At 60.5% G+C, this 18212-nt stretch carries 17 protein-coding genes and 1 pseudogene; 6 read left to right on the top strand and 12 right to left on the bottom strand.

Translation table 11 applies throughout. From position 1 onward, the window contains the following. Positions 1–174 precede the first annotated feature (174 nt). The 4 genes from glcF to C7477_RS18840 all read right to left on the bottom strand — a co-directional run bounded on the left by glcF (position 175) and on the right by C7477_RS18840 (position 4973). Positions 175–1494 (bottom strand): glycolate oxidase subunit GlcF, encoded by a 1320-nt coding sequence (gene glcF / locus C7477_RS00315; RefSeq protein WP_110747432.1) that lies wholly within the window; start codon positions 1492–1494, stop codon positions 175–177. 59 nt (positions 1495–1553) lie between these two features. Then, a complete protein-coding gene (gene glcE / locus C7477_RS00310; protein WP_110747429.1) occupies positions 1554–2759 on the bottom strand; it encodes a glycolate oxidase subunit GlcE in 1206 nt (401 codons plus the stop codon). A gap of 208 nt (positions 2760–2967) precedes the next feature. After that, on the bottom strand, positions 2968–4464 hold the full coding sequence (locus tag C7477_RS00300; RefSeq protein WP_110747425.1) for an FAD-linked oxidase C-terminal domain-containing protein: 1497 nt from the start codon (positions 4462–4464) through the stop codon (positions 2968–2970). Between the two features lie 368 nt (positions 4465–4832). Next, the gene (locus tag C7477_RS18840; protein WP_181418302.1) at positions 4833–4973 is read right to left on the bottom strand and encodes a hypothetical protein; all 141 of its coding nucleotides are present in this window, start codon (positions 4971–4973) and stop codon (positions 4833–4835) included. Positions 4974–5212: 239 nt separating this feature from the next. Between C7477_RS18840 and C7477_RS00295 the strand changes: the two genes are divergently transcribed. The 4 genes from C7477_RS00295 to C7477_RS00280 all read left to right on the top strand — a co-directional run bounded on the left by C7477_RS00295 (position 5213) and on the right by C7477_RS00280 (position 8260). Next, complete coding sequence (locus tag C7477_RS00295) at positions 5213–5953, top strand: 16S rRNA (uracil(1498)-N(3))-methyltransferase (protein ID WP_110747421.1); 741 nt, start codon at positions 5213–5215, stop codon at positions 5951–5953. A 57-nt stretch (positions 5954–6010) separates the two neighbouring features. After that, the gene (locus C7477_RS00290; protein ID WP_110747418.1) at positions 6011–6334 is read left to right on the top strand and encodes a type II toxin-antitoxin system HigB family toxin; all 324 of its coding nucleotides are present in this window, start codon (positions 6011–6013) and stop codon (positions 6332–6334) included. Next, complete coding sequence (locus tag C7477_RS00285) at positions 6324–6704, top strand: helix-turn-helix domain-containing protein (protein WP_110747415.1); 381 nt, start codon at positions 6324–6326, stop codon at positions 6702–6704. Before C7477_RS00290 ends, C7477_RS00285 begins: the two co-directional genes overlap by 11 nt. Before the next feature lie 182 nt (positions 6705–6886). Further along, entirely contained in the window at positions 6887–8260 is a 1374-nt protein-coding gene (locus tag C7477_RS00280; RefSeq protein ID WP_110747412.1) for a glutamate--cysteine ligase, read from the top strand. Between the two features lie 270 nt (positions 8261–8530). On the opposite strand, the pseudogene C7477_RS19450 reads toward C7477_RS00280, so the two are convergent. Next, positions 8531–8608: pseudogene (locus C7477_RS19450) on the bottom strand (YjiS-like domain-containing protein); the annotation flags it as partial. Between the two features lie 306 nt (positions 8609–8914). On the opposite strand from C7477_RS19450, the gene C7477_RS00270 reads away from it, so the two are divergent. Then, positions 8915–9865, top strand: coding sequence for a LysR substrate-binding domain-containing protein (locus C7477_RS00270; RefSeq protein WP_110748080.1), 951 nt, complete (start codon positions 8915–8917; stop codon positions 9863–9865). Position 9866: 1 nt separating this feature from the next. Here the strand turns inward: C7477_RS00270 and C7477_RS00265 are convergent, their stop codons facing one another. Both C7477_RS00265 and C7477_RS00260 read right to left on the bottom strand, forming a co-directional pair. After that, complete coding sequence (locus tag C7477_RS00265; RefSeq protein WP_110747406.1) at positions 9867–10316, bottom strand: host attachment family protein; 450 nt, start codon at positions 10314–10316, stop codon at positions 9867–9869. A 67-nt stretch (positions 10317–10383) separates the two neighbouring features. Further along, on the bottom strand, positions 10384–11298 hold the full coding sequence (locus C7477_RS00260; protein WP_245411673.1) for a DMT family transporter: 915 nt from the start codon (positions 11296–11298) through the stop codon (positions 10384–10386). Between the two features lie 151 nt (positions 11299–11449). Between C7477_RS00260 and xseA the strand changes: the two genes are divergently transcribed. Next, positions 11450–13018 (top strand): exodeoxyribonuclease VII large subunit, encoded by a 1569-nt coding sequence (gene xseA, locus C7477_RS00255; RefSeq protein ID WP_110747400.1) that lies wholly within the window; start codon positions 11450–11452, stop codon positions 13016–13018. A 243-nt stretch (positions 13019–13261) separates the two neighbouring features. Here xseA and C7477_RS00250 read toward each other — a convergent pair whose 3' ends face one another. The 5 genes from C7477_RS00250 to C7477_RS00230 all read right to left on the bottom strand — a co-directional run bounded on the left by C7477_RS00250 (position 13262) and on the right by C7477_RS00230 (position 18117). Further along, positions 13262–14089, bottom strand: a complete 828-nt coding sequence (locus tag C7477_RS00250) for a DUF1460 domain-containing protein (RefSeq protein ID WP_110747397.1) — start codon at positions 14087–14089, stop codon at positions 13262–13264. A gap of 106 nt (positions 14090–14195) precedes the next feature. After that, the gene (locus C7477_RS00245; protein WP_110747394.1) at positions 14196–15029 is read right to left on the bottom strand and encodes an SMP-30/gluconolactonase/LRE family protein; all 834 of its coding nucleotides are present in this window, start codon (positions 15027–15029) and stop codon (positions 14196–14198) included. Between the two features lie 228 nt (positions 15030–15257). Beyond that, a complete protein-coding gene (locus C7477_RS00240) occupies positions 15258–16328 on the bottom strand; it encodes an ABC transporter ATP-binding protein (protein WP_110747391.1) in 1071 nt (356 codons plus the stop codon). A 12-nt stretch (positions 16329–16340) separates the two neighbouring features. After that, entirely contained in the window at positions 16341–17189 is an 849-nt protein-coding gene (locus tag C7477_RS00235) for a carbohydrate ABC transporter permease (RefSeq protein WP_110747388.1), read from the bottom strand. Next, complete coding sequence (locus C7477_RS00230; protein WP_110747385.1) at positions 17182–18117, bottom strand: carbohydrate ABC transporter permease; 936 nt, start codon at positions 18115–18117, stop codon at positions 17182–17184. Before C7477_RS00230 ends, C7477_RS00235 begins: the two co-directional genes overlap by 8 nt. Between the last annotated feature and the right edge of the window lie 95 nt (positions 18118–18212).

The following is an 18212-nucleotide window of genomic DNA, read 5'->3' as shown; positions in this document are numbered from 1 at the left end:
GCCCCCGCCGCTAAATTCTGCAACGAAGCAGCATCTGAACGGACTGGACCGATGACTATTTATACTTACCTAACGCTGGCCCTTCCGGTGGTCATGATGATCGCCGTTGTGATTGCTGTTCATTTCATTCCCTTGGACACCCCCAAGGGTCCTCGCCGCTGAACCATCACGAAGTCACGCCCTTATCCGGGCATGTCCCAGCCCTTCTATCTCCGGCCCGCCATAGGCCCAATCTAGCAACTCTACTGTATGCACAATCGGCAGCTTTGATCCCGAGGCGATCTGGGTAATGCAGCCGATATTGCCGGTGGCGATGAGATCGGCGCCCGTGGCCTCGATATTCCTCACCTTGCGGTCGCGCAGGCGCCGGGCGATTTCCGGCTGCATGATGTTGTAGGTGCCGGCGGAGCCGCAGCACAGATGGCCTTCCGCCGGTTCCTTTACGATGAAGCCTGCCCGCGCCAAGAGCGCCTTCGGCTGACGGGTGATCTTCTGGCCGTGCTGCATGGAACAAGCGGAATGGTAGGCGACGGTGAGGCCGGCTGGCTTTTCCGGCGCGGGCAGGTCGAGATCGGCCAGATATTCCGTGATGTCCTTCGCCAGCGCTGAAACCCTTTCCGCCTTGTCCTTATAGGCAGGATCGAGGCGCAGCATATGGCCGTAATCTTTGATCGTCGTGCCACAGCCGGATGCGGTGACGATGATCGCGTCGAGACCGCCATTGTCGATCTCGCGGGTCCAGACATCGACATTGCGCCGGGCGTCGCTTAGCGCCTGTTCCTCGCGCCCCATATGATGCACCAGCGAGCCGCAGCAGCCCTCCCCTTTCGGCACCACCACCTCGATGCCGACCCTCGTGAGCAGCCTGATCGTCGCTTCGTTGATGCCGGGGTTCAGCACGGGTTGCGCGCAGCCGGTCAACAGGGCGACGCGCCCGCGCGGCGCGGCATTGGGCTTGTGCGTTCCCGGCCCGGCGGAGGCTGATTTTGCCGGGAGGACGCGCGGGGCTAGGTCCAGCATGGCCGCCAACGGTTTTAATGCAGGCACGGACCGAAACAGGCCGGCGAGAGGACGGCCCAGCTTCGCCGCGGCAAGGGCTGCACGGAATCGCGTGGGATGAGGCAGCACGAAGGCGAGAACCGCTCGCGTCAGCCGGTTCATCAGCGGGCGCTTGTAGGTCTTTTCGATATGGGCGCGCGCATGATCCACCAGATGCATATAATTGACGCCGGAGGGACATGTGGTCATGCAGGCAAGGCAGGACAGGCAGCGGTCGATGTGCTTGACGGTCTCAGCATCCGCCGGACGGTCGTTTTCCAGCATGTCCTTGATGAGGTAGATGCGCCCGCGCGGGCTATCGAGCTCGTTGCCCAGCGTCACATAGGTTGGGCAGGTGGCCGTGCAGAAGCCGCAATGGACGCAATTGCGCAGAATCTTTTCGGATCCTGCTATCGCAGGATCGCGCAGTTGCTCGGGCGTGAAAGTGGTCTGCATATCTAAAACCTTGTTCTCTGCCGCATGATCTTATCCAAAAAGTCTGCAACTTTTTGGGATCAAGCGGTGATACGGCCCGGATTGAGAATGCCCTTCGGGTCAAACTGGTGCTTGAGCCGTTGCGACAGGGCGGCGAGCGCCGGCGGCTGTGGCTGAAACACCTCGATGCTTGCGCGCATCCCGGGAGGCGCGCGCACCAGCGTAGCATGGCCACCGCCGAAATGGGCGATCAGGCGGCGCAGCGCCACCGGCTCAGGATCGGCCTCCATGCGCAGCCAGACAAGGCCGCCCTGCCAATCATAAAACGCATCGACGCCGGCACCCAGGCGCAGATTCGCGACCATCTTATGCGCCTCCATCGGCGCCATCGAGACGCGCCAGATGCAGCGTTGGGTGCCATCGGCGAAGGGCAGGCAATCGCGGATCTCACGCCAGAGACGACGTGATTGCGCTTCCGTGATTTCATCGATTTCGCCCGCCGGATGCAGAAGCGCCTTGAGCTTTTCCGCGCGGTCCTTGACCGAGGGCGCGAAGCCCTCCAGCCGCAGCAATGTCGAGGCCTTCCCCGACAGTGCGCCGCCGATCACCTTGCCGGTGACGGTAACAGGCAGATGGGCGGCAGCCGAAACCTCGCCGCTCGATCCAAGAGCAATCGCCATGGCCCGTGCCGCCTCCTCCTCTTCAAGGCCCCGGATGGCGAGCGTCGTCTCAGTCTCGGACGCAGGCAGCACCTTGAAGGTGACTTCGGTCAAGATGCCAAGCGTGCCCCATGAGCCGGCCATGCCTTTGGAAAGGTCATAGCCGGTGACGTTTTTCACCACGCGTCCGCCGGATTTGAAGATCTCGCCCCGGCCCGAGACGACGCGTACGCCCAGAATATGGTCGCGCGCCGCGCCGCTCTTCAATCGCCGCGGGCCGCTTGCGTTCGTGGCGAGAACACCGCCGATCGTTCCCCTGCCCGCCTCGCCGCCCAGAAGCGGACCGTAATCCATCGGCTCGAATTGGAGGCACTGACCGTTTTGGGCCAGCAACGCCTCAATTGCAGCAAGCGGGGTTCCGGCTTTTGCCGAGAGGACCAGTTCTTCCGGCTCGTAGAGTGTGACGCCGGAAAGGCTGGAGAGATCGATGATGTGTTCGGTCTGCGTGGGCCTGCCAATGGCGCGCTTGGAGCCATGGCCGATTATTTCCAGCGGGGTTTCTTCCGCCAGAGCCCGTTGCACCGCTTCGAGGACGGCTGCTTCGGTTGTAGGGGCGGAGGTGGTCATATTGCCCCCTTTGGGAGCCTTTCGATCTCACCCCCCTCTGCCCTGCCGGGCATCTCCCCCTCAAGGGGGGAGATTAGCTGATACGGCCTCTGCGGCTCATTCTTGAATGTCGGCGACTGATGCCCGCATTGATGAAAGCGTGATCTCCCCCCTTGAGGGGGAGATGGCTGGCAAGCCAGAGGGGGGTGGGATGACAGAGAAACCACGTTCAAAACCTCGGAATATCCGGAAACGCCACCTGTCCGCGATGGATGTGCATCCGGCCCAGTTCGGCGCAGCGGTGGAGTTGCGGGAAGACCTTGCCCGGGTTGAGGAGGTGCTTCTCATCGAAGGCGCATTTGACGCGGATTTGCTGGTTCAGGTCGGTTTCGTTGAACATTTCCGGCATCAGGTCACGCTTTTCGATGCCGACGCCGTGCTCGCCGGTGAGAACGCCGCCGACTTTCACGCAAAGCCGGAGAATGTCCGCGCCGAAGGCTTCGGCTTTCTCCAGTTCACCCGGAATATTCGCATCGTAGAGGATGAGCGGGTGCAGATTGCCGTCGCCTGCGTGAAAGACATTGGCGACGCGCAGGCCGTATTTTTCCGAGAGCTCGCGCATCCCGGCCAACACCTTCGGCAGTTCCTTGCGCGGAATCGTGCCATCCATGCAGTAATAATCGGGCGAAATGCGCCCGACCGCCGGAAAGGCCGCCTTGCGACCGGCCCAGAACGCCATGCGCTGTTCTTCCGATTGCGACACGGTGCAGGTCGCCGCTCCATTCTTCGCCGCGATGTCCTCGACCATGGCGATCAGATGATCGACCTCCACCTGCGGACCATCCAGCTCAACGATCAGCAACGCCTCGACATCAAGCGGATAGCCGGCATGGACGAAATCTTCCGCCGCGTGGATGGCTGGGCGGTCCATCATCTCCATGCCGCCCGGAATGATGCCGGCGGCGATGATATCGGCGACGCATTGCCCCGCCGCCTCGCTGGAGGGGAAGCCGATGAGCACCGCGCGCGCCGTTTCCGGCTTTTGCAGGATGCGAACGGTGACTTCCGTGACGACCCCGAGCAGCCCTTCCGAACCTGTCATCAGGCCGAGCAGATCATAGCCCTCAGCGTCCAGATGCTTGCCGCCCAGCCGGATCACCTCGCCATTCATCAACACCATCTCGATGCCTAGAACATTGTTGGCCGTCAGCCCATATTTCAGGCAGTGCACGCCGCCGGAATTTTCCGCGACGTTGCCCCCGATGGAGCAGGCGATCTGCGAGGAGGGATCGGGGGCATAATAAAAACCCTCGTGCTCCACCGCGCGGGTGATGCCAAGATTGGTCACGCCCGGCTGCACCACCGCGACACGGTTAGCGAAATCGACTTCCAGAATGCGGTTGAAGCGCGACATGACCAGAAGCACCGCGTCCTCCAGCGGCAGCGCGCCGCCGGACAGCGAGGTGCCGGAACCGCGCGGCACGACGCGAATGTCATGATCGTGGCAATATTTGAGAATGCGCGAGACCTGGCGCACGGTCTGGGGCAGGACGACGACCAGCGGCAATTGCCGATATGCGGTCAGCCCGTCGGACTCGAACACGCGCATTTCATTGGTCGCATCGACAACGCCCTCGCCAGGTACGATATCGCGCAACTCGGCGACAATCTCGGCGCGACGCGCAAGCGTGGCGCTGTTTGCCTTCGGCAGCGTCAATCCGGACATGTTTCCTCCCGCATTGTCGTGCGCTTCACCTCCCTCATGGAGAGGTTGCGGAGCGAAGCGGAGCCTCGAACCACGAGGGCGCTTGGCACGAATTCCATAAGAAACGCGCTAAATACAGTTAGCTCTTGGCTGCCAGACTTGTAAACATTTCATATCGGGCAGACGGTTGAAGCCGTTTCCCTTTTCTGGGACAAACGACAAGCGGATGTTGCCGGAATTATTGCGAGCGTGTGCTCGCCGCCCTACCCGGTCCAGGAGGCGACGCAGCTTTTCATCAATTATCTCGCTGATCTCTATGGCCCCATTCCTTATTGGGAAAAAGGTCGGCCCTATTTGGGAAAAGGGCGAGAGACCCGAGGGGCGATAAATCAATGAAAATTGGAGGAGACACCGTATCCATCGCTGGATGCCTGATGGCCGCCGGCATCGACAGTGAATATGCCGGTCGCCATGAAAAGGATCGCGGAGAGCATGAGAACGGTAAGGAGCGTGGCGCCCTTGGCGGTCATTTGGTAGTGTCTCCACAGACGGCGATGATATGATTGCGTCGAAGCAGCAAGCCCGATACGCGTCCGGTCAGTACACATGGAATTTCTTACAGACAACTAAACAGCTCTTTCGGGATTCCAAATATCCACTGATTAAACGGCTTTGGCCATTTGCCGTAGCAAAAATGCAACATTTGTTCCGCACGACTGAAAAAGCTCCGGCTTGACCACGCGGCCCTTGCTCTGTCATCGGTTACGGTATGCGTGCAAACTACAGAATGCAGAGACTGTTCATCAATACCCCGCTTACCGCCGGCAGCCATGTCGAGCCGCCAGCGGAGGCAGCGCATTATCTGACAAACGTGCTGCGGATGAAGAATGGGGATACCGTCCTCCTCTTCAATGGGGCGGACGGTGAGTGGAAGGCGACGATCCACCTCGAGGGAAAAAAGCGCGTCAGGCTCGGCGTGGTCGAACAGACCCGGGCGCAGACTTCACTGCCGGATCTCATCTATTGCTTCGCGCCGCTCAAGCAGGGGCGGCTGGATTACATGGTGCAGAAGGCCGTAGAGATGGGCGTGGGCGTGCTGCAACCTGTCATCACCCAGCACACGCAGGTTCCAAAGATCGGCATCGAGCGCATTCGCGCCAATGCGGTTGAAGCCGCCGAGCAATGCGGCGTATTGAACCTGCCGGAATGCCGCGAGGCGGCGAAACTCGACCGGCTCATCGATGAATGGGATCCCTCCCGCCGGCTGATCTTCTGCGACGAAGCGCACGAGACGGACAATCCCCTGCCGATCCTGCAGTCGCTTCAGCCGGGACCGCTCGGCCTACTCATCGGCCCGGAAGGCGGGTTTTCCGAACAGGAGCGCGCCCTCCTCAACCGCCTGCCCTTCGTCACGGCCATTCCGCTAGGGCCCCGGATACTCCGCGCCGATACGGCAGCCGTGGCGGCGCTGGCGCTGATGCAGGCGACGGTAGGGGATTGGGGAGCTTAGGGCTATGACGATGATTTTTCCATTGCGACCATTTTGGTCTCGTCCTATAATAAAGCCATGAGAATTATCGCCCGGCGCACCTTGAGAGAATTCATCGCGGGTCTGGCGAGCCAAAAGGATCAACCGGCTGTCAAGGCCGCGCTCGACGCATGGTTCGATGAAGTAAGCAAGGCTGAGTGGACGAGCACAGCCGATGTGAAGCGGCTTTATGCGACGGCGAGCATCGTCAGCGCTGAGCGGATCGTTTTCAACATCAAGGGTAATGACTATCGGCTTGTCGTGTCGGCGGATTTTGAAAAGAGCATCGTCTGGATCAAGTGGATCGGAACGCATAAAGCTTATGACAAGATCGATGTGAAGGAGGTTGAGCATGGCGAATGATGTGAAGCCGATTCGTACGGAAGCGGATTACGATGAGGCTTTGACCGAGGTGGAGCGGCTGTGGGGCGCAAAGAGTGGCACGCCGGAGGGTGACCTGCTCGACGTGCTGGCTACGCTGATTGACGCCTACGAGGCGAAGCATTACCCGATGGACACTCCTGATCCCGTGGAAGCGATCAAATTTCGCATGGAACAACAAGGACTCACGCGTAGAGATCTCGAGCCGATGATTGGACCGCGCAACCGCGTCGCGGATGTGCTGAACCGTAAACGCAGCCTATCCATCGAGATGATACGGAACCTGCATGACCAACTTGGTATATCCGCGGAAGTGCTGATCCGTCCGAGCCGCCTGGACAAAGTTGCTTGATAAGCGTCCTGCATAAGCCAAGCTCTTAATCAATTTCCATTGATTGCCCTATAAATGAAATTCACTTGCGTGATTTGACAAAACCGTCCAATCACCAACCAAAACGGTTATCGGTTTATCCGCATGATCTTACCTGGAAGTCTGCAACTTTTGGGGATCATGCTCTAGGGCTAGGGCAAAAAATGGCGCGCGATACGACGGATGAAACGCCGATTTCCTCAACCGACGAGCTGGTGGCCTATCTGGCGGCGGGCAGCAAACCGGCGGATAAATGGCGCATCGGCACCGAGCATGAGAAGTTTCCGTTCTATACTGCGGACCACAGCCCTGTCCCCTATGGCGGCCCGCGCGGCATCCGCGCCATTCTGGAGGGCATGCAGGCCACGCTCGGCTGGGATCCGATCCTGGACGAGGGTAACATCATCGGGCTTGTGGAACCGACCGGACAGGGCGCGATCTCGCTGGAGCCGGGCGGCCAGTTCGAACTTTCAGGCGCGCCGCTTTCCACCATCCACCAGACCTGCCGCGAGATGAACGCGCATCTGGCGCAGGTGCGCGAGATCGCCGATCCGCTCGGCATCCGCTTTCTGGGCGTGGGCGGCAGCCCGAAATGGACATTGGCGGAAACGCCGCGCATGCCGAAATCGCGCTATGCGATCATGGCGGACTACATGCCGAAGGTCGGGCATGAGGGGCTCGACATGATGTACCGCACCTGCACAGTCCAGGTTAATCTCGACTTCGCATCCGAAACCGACATGCGCCGCAAGATGCAGGTGTCGATGAAGTTGCAATCCATCGCGACGGCGCTGTTTGCAAGCTCTCCCTTCACCGACGGCAAGCCGAACGGCCTTCTCTCCTGGCGCGCCAATATCTGGCGCGATACGGACAACCAGCGCTCAGGGCTCCTGCCCTTCGTCTTCTCGCCGGATTTCGGCTTCATCGATTATGTCGACTGGGCGCTGGACGTGCCGATGTATTTCGTCCTGCGCGACGGCCATTATCATAACGCCACGCATGTCACCTTCCGCCAGTTCATGAACGGCGCGCTGCGCAACGAAATTCCGGACGGGATGCCCAATATGGGCGACTGGACCAATCATCTCTCGACGCTTTTCCCGGATGTGCGGCTGAAACGCTTCCTCGAAATGCGCGGCGCCGATGGCGGCCCGTGGCGGCGCGTCTGCGCCCTGCCCGCCTATTGGGTGGGGCTGCTTTACGATGCCGAAGCGCTCGACGCCGCCGAGCAACTCACCCGCGATTGGCAGTTTCAGGAAGTGCAGGCCCTGCGCGACGCGGTGCCGGCCTATGCGCTTCACGCGCCTTTCCGTGACCGCACCGTGCGTGAGATTGCCCGCGAAACGCTGGATATCTCGCGGCTTGGCCTCAAGAACCGCAAGAAGCTCAACCGCGAGGGTTTCGACGAGACGCACTACCTCGCCCCGCTCGAAGAAATCGTCGCCCGCGGCACCACGGATGCCGAAAAGATGCTCAGCCAATATTGCAGCGTCTGGGGCTGTTCGATCGAGCCGATATTTCTGGAATATGCTTATTAGTGAGCAGTGAGCAGTGAGCAGTGAGCAGTGAGCAGAAATATGTTACCTGCTCACTGCTTACTGAACACTGCTCACTAAAAAAAACCCGACCGTGTCTCCACGGCCGGGCAAGGTGGCAGGCGAAAGCCGGGAGGGGATTCCGGCTTATGAATGGGTGGCGCCTGCCTTGGGACTCTGGAACTTTCAATAGGTGCTGCGGGTCGCCTCCTGTTTGGCGCGGGCATCGACGAGCGCGGCGCTCGGATCGCGCAAATAAGAGCGTTGGACAACGCGCAAATCCGAACGGCTGATGCCGATATCTCGCAACAGATGATCGTCGAGGTCACCCAGATGCCGGATCGCCGCACGGCTTCGGTACACGGCGAAAAACTTAACCACCCAATAATAGGAACGCGCAGCCGTTCGGGTCATAGCCGCAAGGCCGGTTGCAGCAGGCATGGTTATCGTCTTCGCCGTCGTCATCGCCGTTCTCCTTAGGGGCGTATGGACAAAAATATCCCGTCCGCGCGGAAATCATTTCCGCGCAAACCGTCCGTCCCGCTCCATTGCGGGCCGCACAACTTTTTGTGAGCATGGACGTTATGAAGCGGGCTTATTGATTATTCAAACGAATGTTTCTAATGCTATTGTTCAAAATTGATGATGGGTGATCTCATGACCGCGCCGCTCGATCTCGACCAGTTGCAAACCTTCATCGCCATTGCCGATACGGGCAGCTTCACACGAGCGGCGGATGCCGTGTTCAAGACGCAATCGGCGGTTTCCATGCAGATGCGGCGGCTGGAGGAACGGATCGGCAAGCCGCTGTTCGAGCGCGACGGGCGCACCAACCGGCTGACGGAAGACGGCGAGCGACTGCTTTCCTATGCAAGGCGGATGATTCATCTGAACAGCGAAACCATCGCCGCCTTCGACGACACGCAACTCGAAGGCCATGTGCGCATCGGCACGCCGGATGATTATGCCGACCGTTTCCTGCCCGAGATCATGGCGCGGTTCGCCCGTTCCAACCCGCGCGTCGAGCTTTCCATCGTCTGCGAGCCGACGGTCAATCTCGAAGAGATGGTCAGGCGGGGAACACTCGATATCGCGCTCGTCACCCAGCGCGATCGCCGCTCGGAAGTGGTGCGCAGCGAGCCCTTGCTCTGGGTCACCTCGGCAAACCACGCTGTACACGAAGAAGCGGTGCTGCCGCTTGCCGTCGGGCGGCCTACCTGCATATGGCGGAGCGTCGCGATCGATGTGCTTAACGAGATGGGGCGCGACCACCGCATCCTGTTTACCAGCTGGTCCGCGACCGTACTGGCGGCATCGGTGCTTGCCGGGCTGGCGGTTTCGGTCCTGCCGGAATGCGCCCTGCGCCCCGGCATGAGGGTATTGAGCGAGGCGGACGGCTTCGGCAGGCTGCCGGAATTCGGCATCGGCATCCTGCGCGGCCACAGCAAGCAGACCGCCATCATCGACGCGCTGGCGCAACATATCGTGGAGAGCCTCGACAATATCTCCTCGCCTGCGCCCACGACGCTTGGCACCGCCGATATCACGCAGCTTGCCCATGTGCGGACGCGCCGGGTGCGGTCAAGCGAGCTTGTGCCGGGCTGGTAGATCACCCGTTCGTTAAAACCTGCTCTATACTCACCACCGTATGGTTGGTCAGGGTCTTCGGTATCTCGGCCGCCACCCGGACGCTCACTTCCTTATGCAATTCCCTGCGCAATGCGCCCAGCACCTGCGGCGGGGCAATGAGGACGATCTTCTTGAATCGGCCGCGATGGGCAAGCCTGTAGAGCCAATCGGAAAGTTGGCCGGCAAAGCGGTCTTTCTCCAGGCGGTGCCAGTCGGTTTCCTCGAAGCTGCTCTTGTGCGCACCTTGCGGATCCGCGTACCGGCCGGGCGCATCCGTTCCCTGCTCGCGGGTGGGCGGGTTATCATCATGAATCTCATGCACCACCTCCAGGTTCGGATATTCGGCATCTCCTTCGTTGCGCAGGAAAAGCGCCTTTTCCCCGTCCGCCACCAGAAGCCAGATGTCGTGCTCAAGCCGGATCTCAGCCATCTCATCCCTCCATTCGCGATTTGCATTGATGAGTGCCAAACGTCTGGAGTCCCGCAACGTTCCGGGTTTATTTCTTCCCGCGGATAACGAAGAGATTGCCGGCGAGCACCAGAGCCAGCCCGATGACGGCGAACACCGTCCATTGGTAGCCTTCGAAGATTGTCGAGACTACAAGCGCAAAGACGGGAAACATCACCGTTGCATAGCCGGCTCGGGCGGAGCCGATGCGGCCGAGAAGCGTGAGGTAGGCGAAGAAGGCCAGCACCGTCGAGACGACCGCGAGGAAGACCAGCGAGACGAGATATTCGCCGGTCCATGCGATGGTGAAATGCTTGCCGAAAACGAGCGCGAGGAAGCCGGCCCAGAGCGTGCCGTAGACCATTCCCCAGCCATTCATCGAGATCAGCGGCAGGCCGCGCTTCTGGAGCCGCGCGGAAACCAGATTGCCCGTGCAGAACGAGAGCGTTCCGGCGACGCAGAGACCGAGGCCTATCAGCGTCTTGCCGGTGAAGCCATGCGCCTGCATTTCCGGCAGGAACATCAGCGCGATGCCGCCGAAGCCCATCAACCCGCCGATCAGCGTTCGCGACGATGGCGGCTCGCGCATGACCACGGTGGAAAGCACGAGATTGACGATGGAGGCGAGCGAGAAGACGACGGAGAGAAGGCCGCTCACCAGATATTGCGCGCCATAATAGAAGAGCAGGAAATTCGACGAAAAGAGCAGGATTCCGAGCGCGGCGAAGCCAAGATGATCGTGCAGGGGAAATTTCAAGCGCTGTTTCGATACCGCCGCCCAGGCGAACATGATGATTGTCGCAATGAGGAAGCGCCAGACGATGTTGACCTCGTTGGCGACCCCGCTTCCGGCCTGCAGAGCCAGCGCATACCAGGAAAGGCTCCAGGCAAAGACCGTCATCGCATAGAGCCCATAATCGAAAGGCTCGAATGCGCGGTCCTGAGGGCGGGTGGCTTGTTTCAAAACGGATGAATCTGCTGTGGTATCTGTAGGCATATGCCCATATCGCGCGGCCAATCCATCAGGTCCATTGAATTCACGTGAAGTTTACATCAAGTTTCGTGATATTGGTTCCCCTATTGACCTTCAGGGTCGCGAAAGTCCCTATAAAGACATGAATACCACTCCTGATTCCCCCTCGAATGTCGCCGAATACACCGTTTCCGAGATTTCCGGCGCCCTGAAGCGCACCGTCGAGGATGCGTTCGGCCATGTGCGTGTGCGCGGCGAAATCTCCGGCTATCGCGGGCCGCATTCGTCGGGACACGCCTATTTCTCGCTCAAGGACGACAAGGCGCGGATCGAGGCGGTGATCTGGCGCGGCAGCATGAGCCGGCTGCGCTTCCAGCCCGAGGAAGGCATGGAGGTGATCGCCACCGGCAAGCTCACCACCTATCCGGGCTCGTCGAAATACCAGATCGTCATCGAGCAGATGGAGCCGGCGGGCGCCGGCGCGCTGATGGCGCTGCTGGAAGAACGCAAGCGCCGGCTTGCCGCTGAAGGACTGTTCGACACGGCGGCTAAAAAGCCGCTGCCATTCATGCCGCGCATCATCGGCGTCGTCACCTCGCCCACCGGCGCTGTCATCCGCGACATCATCCATCGAATCACGGACCGTTTTCCGGTGCATGTCATCGTCTGGCCCGTGCGGGTGCAGGGTGAGACCTCAGGGCCGGAAGTGGCGGCTGCCGTCAGTGGCTTCAATGCGCTTGGCGAGGGCAGCCCCTTCCCTCGCCCGCATGTATTGATCGTCGCGCGCGGCGGCGGGAGCCTTGAGGATTTGTGGGGCTTCAATGATGAAATCGTCGTGCGGGCGGTGGCCGCTTCCGGCATTCCCATCATCTCGGCGGTGGGGCATGAAACCGACTGGACGCTGATCGACCATGCCGCCGACAGGCGCGCGCCGACGCCGACGGGCGCCGCCGAAATGGCGGTTCCGGTGAAAGCCGATCTGCTGGCGGCGGTGGCGTCGCTTAGCGCCCGGCACATGGGCGGCATGTCACGCCATCTCGCGCAGCGGCGGCAGACGCATCGCGCGCTTTCCCGCGCCCTGCCCTCCGCCGACCAGCTTCTCGCATTGCCGCGCCGCCGGTTCGATGAGGCAGCCGCCCGTCTGGGACGAGCGTTGCAGGCGAACACGCAGAAGAAGCGGGCAGGCTTTGACGGCCATGCGCGGCAATTGTCGCCACGCCTCCTGCAACGGCGCATCGCTGAACAGCGCCGCCATACACAGAAGACCGCTGCCCGCCTGCCTGGTTGCCTGAAAGCCTATTTGCGCGAACAGCGCAGCCATTTTGCCCGCGCCGCCGGGCGGTTGTCACCGGAGCCGATCCGGCGTCATGGCGAACGGGCGCAGCATATGCTTGTCCAGTTCGACCGCAGGCGCGAACGGGCGGTTGGCCTCATATTCGAGAGGCATAAGCGGAGAAGCAGCGAGCTTGAACGCCTGATGCGGACGCTCTCCTACGAGAGCATATTGGAACGCGGCTTCGCCATCGTGTTCGATGCGGCGGGAAATCCGGTGAAACTGGCGGCCTCGGTCCATTCCGGCGAAGCGCTGACGCTGCGCTTTCGTGATGGCGACGCGCAGGCGGTGGCAACGGGGGGCGGCAAGCCGACAGGTGGCAGTTCGTCGAAATCAAAGAGCACCAAGACAGGCGGCGGTCAGGGATCGTTATTTTAGAGCTTTCACGCAGTAATGGAAACGCCGGCGGGACAGCGCCCCCCTCTGGCTTGCCAGCCATCTCCCCCGCAAGGGGGGAGATTACGCTTTCATAATGTTCGGCACCAATCGCAGACGCCGCAGGATAAGTGTCGAAAATCGCGTCAGCCAATCTCCCCCCTTGCGGGGGAGATGTCCGGCAGGACAGAGGGGGGCGCCTCGCGATTCACTAAACAGAATCGCTTTAGATGTTTAGTCCTGCCCTCACCGGGGACGATAAACAACAATACCCGGCGTATGCGCCACATATGCCAGAAAATGCGAGTCCACCACTTTCATATTTGCCTTGCGAGACGAGGCGTTGCGGAACATGGGGCCGTCTTTCGTCCGGATAAAAATCCCTACATGCGTCACATCCAGCCCGGACTCTTTCGCATAAATGCCGATGTAATCGCCGGTGCGAAGATGTCGTAGCAGCGCGTGATTAACATATTTCCGAGGGATGTAGGTGACGGTGCGCTTCACGTCGGGAAGGCCGTAGAGATAGCTGCCGGAAGATGATTTCCGGTTCAAAACCTTGGCCACAGACAGGGCGTGGGGGCTGATTTTGGCCGTTATGTCCCGCGCCAGCGCCGGGGCTCTGTAAGCCCAGTCGCTGAAGAAGTGCTTTCTTTTGAGGAAGGCGACCTGCCCGCCGATATAGCGGGTATGGCTCAGGTTTTTTATGAAGCCTTCCTCGCTCGTCGCGCGCCGCAGCGCTTCGACATAATCAAGATATGTAAAACAATCCAAGGCTCCGAAATCGGCCACCAGCCGCTCCGGCGTCGTTGCCGAACCGATCAACCGATGGGCCACATAGGGCGCGCCAAGAAACTGGCGAGAGATAAGCCCGATCTTCGCTCCCCTCGATAGGCTAGGATGGGCTTTCGTGAGAGCAAGAATAGTTTTGAGCTTGTCGATGGTATAGGCGTCTATATCCGCAGATTTTCTCTGTCCGGCGGATATATAGCTCATCGGCTGGCTGTCACGGTGCTCAGTGCAGCCTATCGGGATGAACAACAACAAACAAACCAAGGCTATATTCTTAAGCATCTGCTTCGTTATTCCCGTGAACAATCGGGAATATACAATCCTAAAATGTCAAGAATTGGTTATGCAACCTTTCTGTGGAGGCGTTATTGCGACTGGATGCGATAGATCAGGAGAAGGTGCCACGCAGGAGATATCCGGACGGATCAGTTTCGTCGTCAGGCGCCATTCGGCGTGTCGTCACATAGAGCGTGGGCGGATTTTTCCGATCCATGACGATCTTGGTCGGATGGCTCACGGGAACGGGAAGCGGCTCCAGTGCCTCCCCGGTCGGCGCGAACCGCAGGAGTTGCGACCCTTCAACGGCGGCTATCCAGTAGACGCCGTCATCGTCAACGAATGCCCCGTCCGGTCGCCCTTCCAGCGCATGGGTTGTCGCAAAGGTTCGACGGTTGACGGGAGTGCCGGTGAGGACATCGTAATCGCAAACCCAGATTGTCTGAACGGAGGGATGGGAATCGGAAAAATACATCCGGTTTCGTGACTGATCAAAGGCAAGCCCGTTCGGTATCCAGAGGTCTTCGAAAATCCGGCGATAGGTAAAGTCCGGCTCGATGCAGAAGATCGCGCCCGCGGGCCGTGCTGCGGCAAGATGCATGGTGCCGGTCCAGAAGCGACCCGCGGCATCCGAAGCGCCATCGTTGAAGCGCACATCGTCACGGCTTTCCGGCGAACAGGCATGTTCGAACCGGCCAGAAACAGGATCGAAGAGGAAGATGCCGGAGACAAGGCCGACCACCAGCATCCCATCCGCCCGCACGGCAATACATCCTGGTGTCTCCGGCGTGTTCCAGGCATCGGTGCGTCCGGTTACAGCATCGGTGCGCAACAGCCGGCATCCGGGGATATCGACCCACCAGATACAATTGCCGCTTTCCGACCACACCGGGCCCTCGCCGTATTGAACCCAGAGGTCGGAGAAGATTTCGAAAGAGACCGTCATTTCTTATCAGCCTTCGGCGCCGCCGTATCTTATGGCGGTTCACTGTTTGATTGAACCGGTACTGATCGTCGGCGCAGCCTTCACCCTCGCCCTTCGAGGCTCGCTTCGCTCACACCTCAGGATGAGGGTGAAGGACGCCGGCGCTTCAATAGCCCTCATCCTGAGGTGTGAAATGGAGCGAAGCGAAATGTAGCCTCGAAGGACGAGGGCGCGTGGCGCCGATTCCCTCTACAACGCCACCCCAGTCGAGCCATCGAACACATAAACCTTCTCCCCATCGGCGACGGCTTCGAAATGTGCGCCGTGGCGGGCCGGATGGTCGCCGTCTACAACGGCGGTAACATGGCTGCCTGCGAATTCGAAGAGGACATGCGTCTGAGCGCCGGTCGGCTCCACCAGCAGCGTCCGGCCGGAGACGATGCTGCCGGCGCCGGTTGGGGCGAAATGCTCCGGGCGCAGGCCGATTTTTACCGGCTGGCCGGGCCGGACCTTGCGCTGTGGCGCGATGCGGATGGCGGAGCCGTCGCCGAGGCGGACGGCGGGCTGGCCGTTATCGGCATCGACGATGCCGTCCAGAATGTTCATCGCGGGCGAGCCGATGAAGCCCGCCACGAACAGATTGGCCGGCTGGCGGTAGAGTTCCAGCGGCGTTCCCACCTGCTCGATATTGCCCTGGTTGAGCACCACGATGCGGTCGGCGAGCGTCATCGCCTCGATCTGGTCGTGGGTGACATAGATCGAGGTCGTGCCCACCTTCTGGTGCAGGGACTTGATCTCGGTGCGCATCTGCACCCGCAGCTTGGCGTCGAGGTTGGAGAGCGGCTCATCGAACAGGAAAACCGCCGGATCGCGGACGATGGCGCGGCCCATGGCGACACGCTGGCGCTGGCCGCCGGAGAGCTGGCTCGGCTTGCGGTCGAGCAGGTCGGTCAGCGCCAGCATCCGCGCGGCCTCGCTCACCCGCCTTTCGATCTCCGGCTTGGCGATGCCTGAGAGTTTCAGGTTGAAGCCCATGTTCTCCGCGACCGTCATATGCGGATAGAGCGCGTAGGACTGGAACACCATGGCGATGTTGCGCTCGCGCGGGGTGAGCGGATTGACCACTTTGCCCGCGATCATCACCTCGCCATCGGTGATTTCCTCAAGGCCCGCGATCATGCGCAGGAGTGTGGATTTTCCGCAGCCTGAGGGGCCGACCAGCGCGATGAATTCGCCGTCCTCGATCGTCAGCGAAACGCCGTGGATCACCTCCAGCGTGCCGTAGTTCTTGCGGATGTCGTTCAGTTCGACGGATGCCATGGTGTTAACTCCTCACCCCTTCACCGCGCCGGCCGTCAGGCCCGCGATGATGTGCTTCTGGGCTAGAAAAAAGACGATGATGGTCGGCAGGATCGTCAGCGTGATGAAGGCAAGCACGAGCTGCCATTGCGTGCCGAATTCGCCGCGATAGACCATGATGCCGAGCGGCCAGGGATATTTGGTCTCGCTGTTCAGCATGATCAGCGGCACGATGTAGCTGTTCCAGCTGTTGACGAAGGAAATGATGCTGACAGTGGCGATGATTGGTCGCGAAAGCGGCAGCGAGATGTGCCAGAAAAAGCGGATATAGCCGCAACCGTCGACGAACGCCGCCTGGAACAACTCCTCCGGCAAATTGCGGAAATAATTGCGGAAGAGCAAGATGCTCATGCCGAGGCCGAAGGCGACCTGCGGCAGGATCACGCCCCAATAGGTATCGAGGAGGCCCAGATCGCGGATGCGGATGAAGAGCGGCAGGATGGCGGTCGCCGCCGGAAACATCAGCCCGATCAGGAAATAATTGAGCAGCTGGTTGGCGCCGAAGAATTTCACATGCGCCAGCGTGAAGGCGGCCATCGCCGATGCCACCACGGTCAGGAACACCGTCATGACTGCGATGAACAGAGAATTGACCATCTGCCGCCAGTAGCGGTCGCCGAACAGGATATCGAGATAGTTCGACCAGTGCCACTCACGCGGCAGGCCGAAGGGATTGACACGCAGTTCGCCCAGCGACTTGAAGCCGCCGAGCGCCGTGGCGACGAGCGGGACCAGCACCAGCGCGGCAACCAGCGACAGCGAGACATAAAGATAGATGCGGGTGCCCGCGCTCATGCGGATGGATGTACTGGTATCAGTCATGGCGCATGAAAATCCGTTTGTAGCCGAAGGCGAGCGTGACGCAGATGACGAAGAGCACCACGCCGACGGCGCTGCCCAAGCCCACCTGCATGCGCATCACGCCATAGGTGTAGAGGAAGGTGACCATGGTCTGCGTCGCATTCAGCGGGCCGCCGCCGGTGAGCGGCATGATGAGGTCGAAGAGTTGCAGCGAGCCGATGATGGCGAAGAAGACGGAAATGCGCACGGTGGAGCCCAAGAGCGGCAGCGTCACATAGCGGAATTTCTGCCAGCCCCTGGCGCCGTCGATTTCGGCGGCTTCCAGCACATTTTTGTCCACCGCCTGCAGCCCGGCGATGAAGAGCATCATGTGGAAGCCGAAATATTTCCAGATGATCACGGCGAGAACGGCGTAGATCGCGAGGTTCTTGTCCGCCAGCACATAGGGCGTGGCGACGCCGAAGAAGCCGGCGATTGCGGCGAAAAGCCCGTAATCGCCGTCATAGACGAAGCGCCAGATGAGACCCGCCGCGACATCGGCCAGCACATAGGGCAGGAAGAAGATCAGCCGGAAGGTGACCGCACCCTTGATCTTGTGCGCCAGCATCGTGGCAAGCCAGATCGCCAGCGGGATCTGCAACAGCAGCGATGCAAGGATGATGAGGCCGTTGTTGATCAGCGCGGTGGAGAAGGCCGCGTTGTTGAACAGCACCTGGAAATTGCGCAAGCCGATGAAATGTTCGGGGCTTCCATAGCCGTTCCACCGGTAAAGACTATACCATGCCGCCTCGCCCATCGGCAGGATGACGAAGAGGGTGAAGAGCAGGAGCGCCGGGGGAAGGAAGAGGATGAGGACGGGTAGACGGCCGCGCACGGTGGGGCTTTTGTAGCGGGTTTTGGCTGTGGGTACGGCTGATGGCGCCGTCATGGTCGCGGTTGCGTGGGTCATGCTGGTGGTCTCCGTTGCGGGAGCTGGAGGGACCCCCCTCTGGCCTGCCGGCCATCTCCCCCTCAAGGGGGGAGATTGGCTGACATCACTCTCCG

It is taken from the genome of Paramesorhizobium leguminum, from assembly GCF_003217235.1.
In the GTDB taxonomy this organism is placed as follows: Bacteria; Pseudomonadota; Alphaproteobacteria; order Rhizobiales; family Rhizobiaceae; genus Paramesorhizobium; species Paramesorhizobium leguminum.
Note: the sequence above shows the minus strand (reverse complement) of the source record. Positions and strands in the feature narration are given on the sequence as shown.

Bases quoted from the DNA above. Each gene is read 5' to 3' on its own strand.
- glcF (WP_110747432.1), bottom strand. From the start codon at position 1,494: ATGCAGACCACTTTCACGCCCGAGCAACTGCGCGATCCTGCGATAGCA.
- glcE (WP_110747429.1), bottom strand. From the start codon at position 2,759: ATGACCACCTCCGCCCCTACAACCGAAGCAGCCGTCCTCGAAGCGGTG.
- C7477_RS00300 (WP_110747425.1), bottom strand. From the start codon at position 4,464: ATGTCCGGATTGACGCTGCCGAAGGCAAACAGCGCCACGCTTGCGCGT.
- C7477_RS18840 (WP_181418302.1), bottom strand. From the start codon at position 4,973: ATGACCGCCAAGGGCGCCACGCTCCTTACCGTTCTCATGCTCTCCGCG.
- C7477_RS00295 (WP_110747421.1), top strand. From the start codon at position 5,213: ATGCGTGCAAACTACAGAATGCAGAGACTGTTCATCAATACCCCGCTT.
- C7477_RS00290 (WP_110747418.1), top strand. From the start codon at position 6,011: ATGAGAATTATCGCCCGGCGCACCTTGAGAGAATTCATCGCGGGTCTG.
- C7477_RS00285 (WP_110747415.1), top strand. From the start codon at position 6,324: ATGGCGAATGATGTGAAGCCGATTCGTACGGAAGCGGATTACGATGAG.
- C7477_RS00280 (WP_110747412.1), top strand. From the start codon at position 6,887: ATGGCGCGCGATACGACGGATGAAACGCCGATTTCCTCAACCGACGAG.
- C7477_RS00270 (WP_110748080.1), top strand. From the start codon at position 8,915: ATGACCGCGCCGCTCGATCTCGACCAGTTGCAAACCTTCATCGCCATT.
- C7477_RS00265 (WP_110747406.1), bottom strand. From the start codon at position 10,316: ATGGCTGAGATCCGGCTTGAGCACGACATCTGGCTTCTGGTGGCGGAC.
- xseA (WP_110747400.1), top strand. From the start codon at position 11,450: ATGAATACCACTCCTGATTCCCCCTCGAATGTCGCCGAATACACCGTT.
- C7477_RS00250 (WP_110747397.1), bottom strand. From the start codon at position 14,089: ATGCTTAAGAATATAGCCTTGGTTTGTTTGTTGTTGTTCATCCCGATA.
- C7477_RS00245 (WP_110747394.1), bottom strand. From the start codon at position 15,029: ATGACGGTCTCTTTCGAAATCTTCTCCGACCTCTGGGTTCAATACGGC.
- C7477_RS00240 (WP_110747391.1), bottom strand. From the start codon at position 16,328: ATGGCATCCGTCGAACTGAACGACATCCGCAAGAACTACGGCACGCTG.
- C7477_RS00235 (WP_110747388.1), bottom strand. From the start codon at position 17,189: ATGACTGATACCAGTACATCCATCCGCATGAGCGCGGGCACCCGCATC.
- C7477_RS00230 (WP_110747385.1), bottom strand. From the start codon at position 18,117: ATGACCCACGCAACCGCGACCATGACGGCGCCATCAGCCGTACCCACA.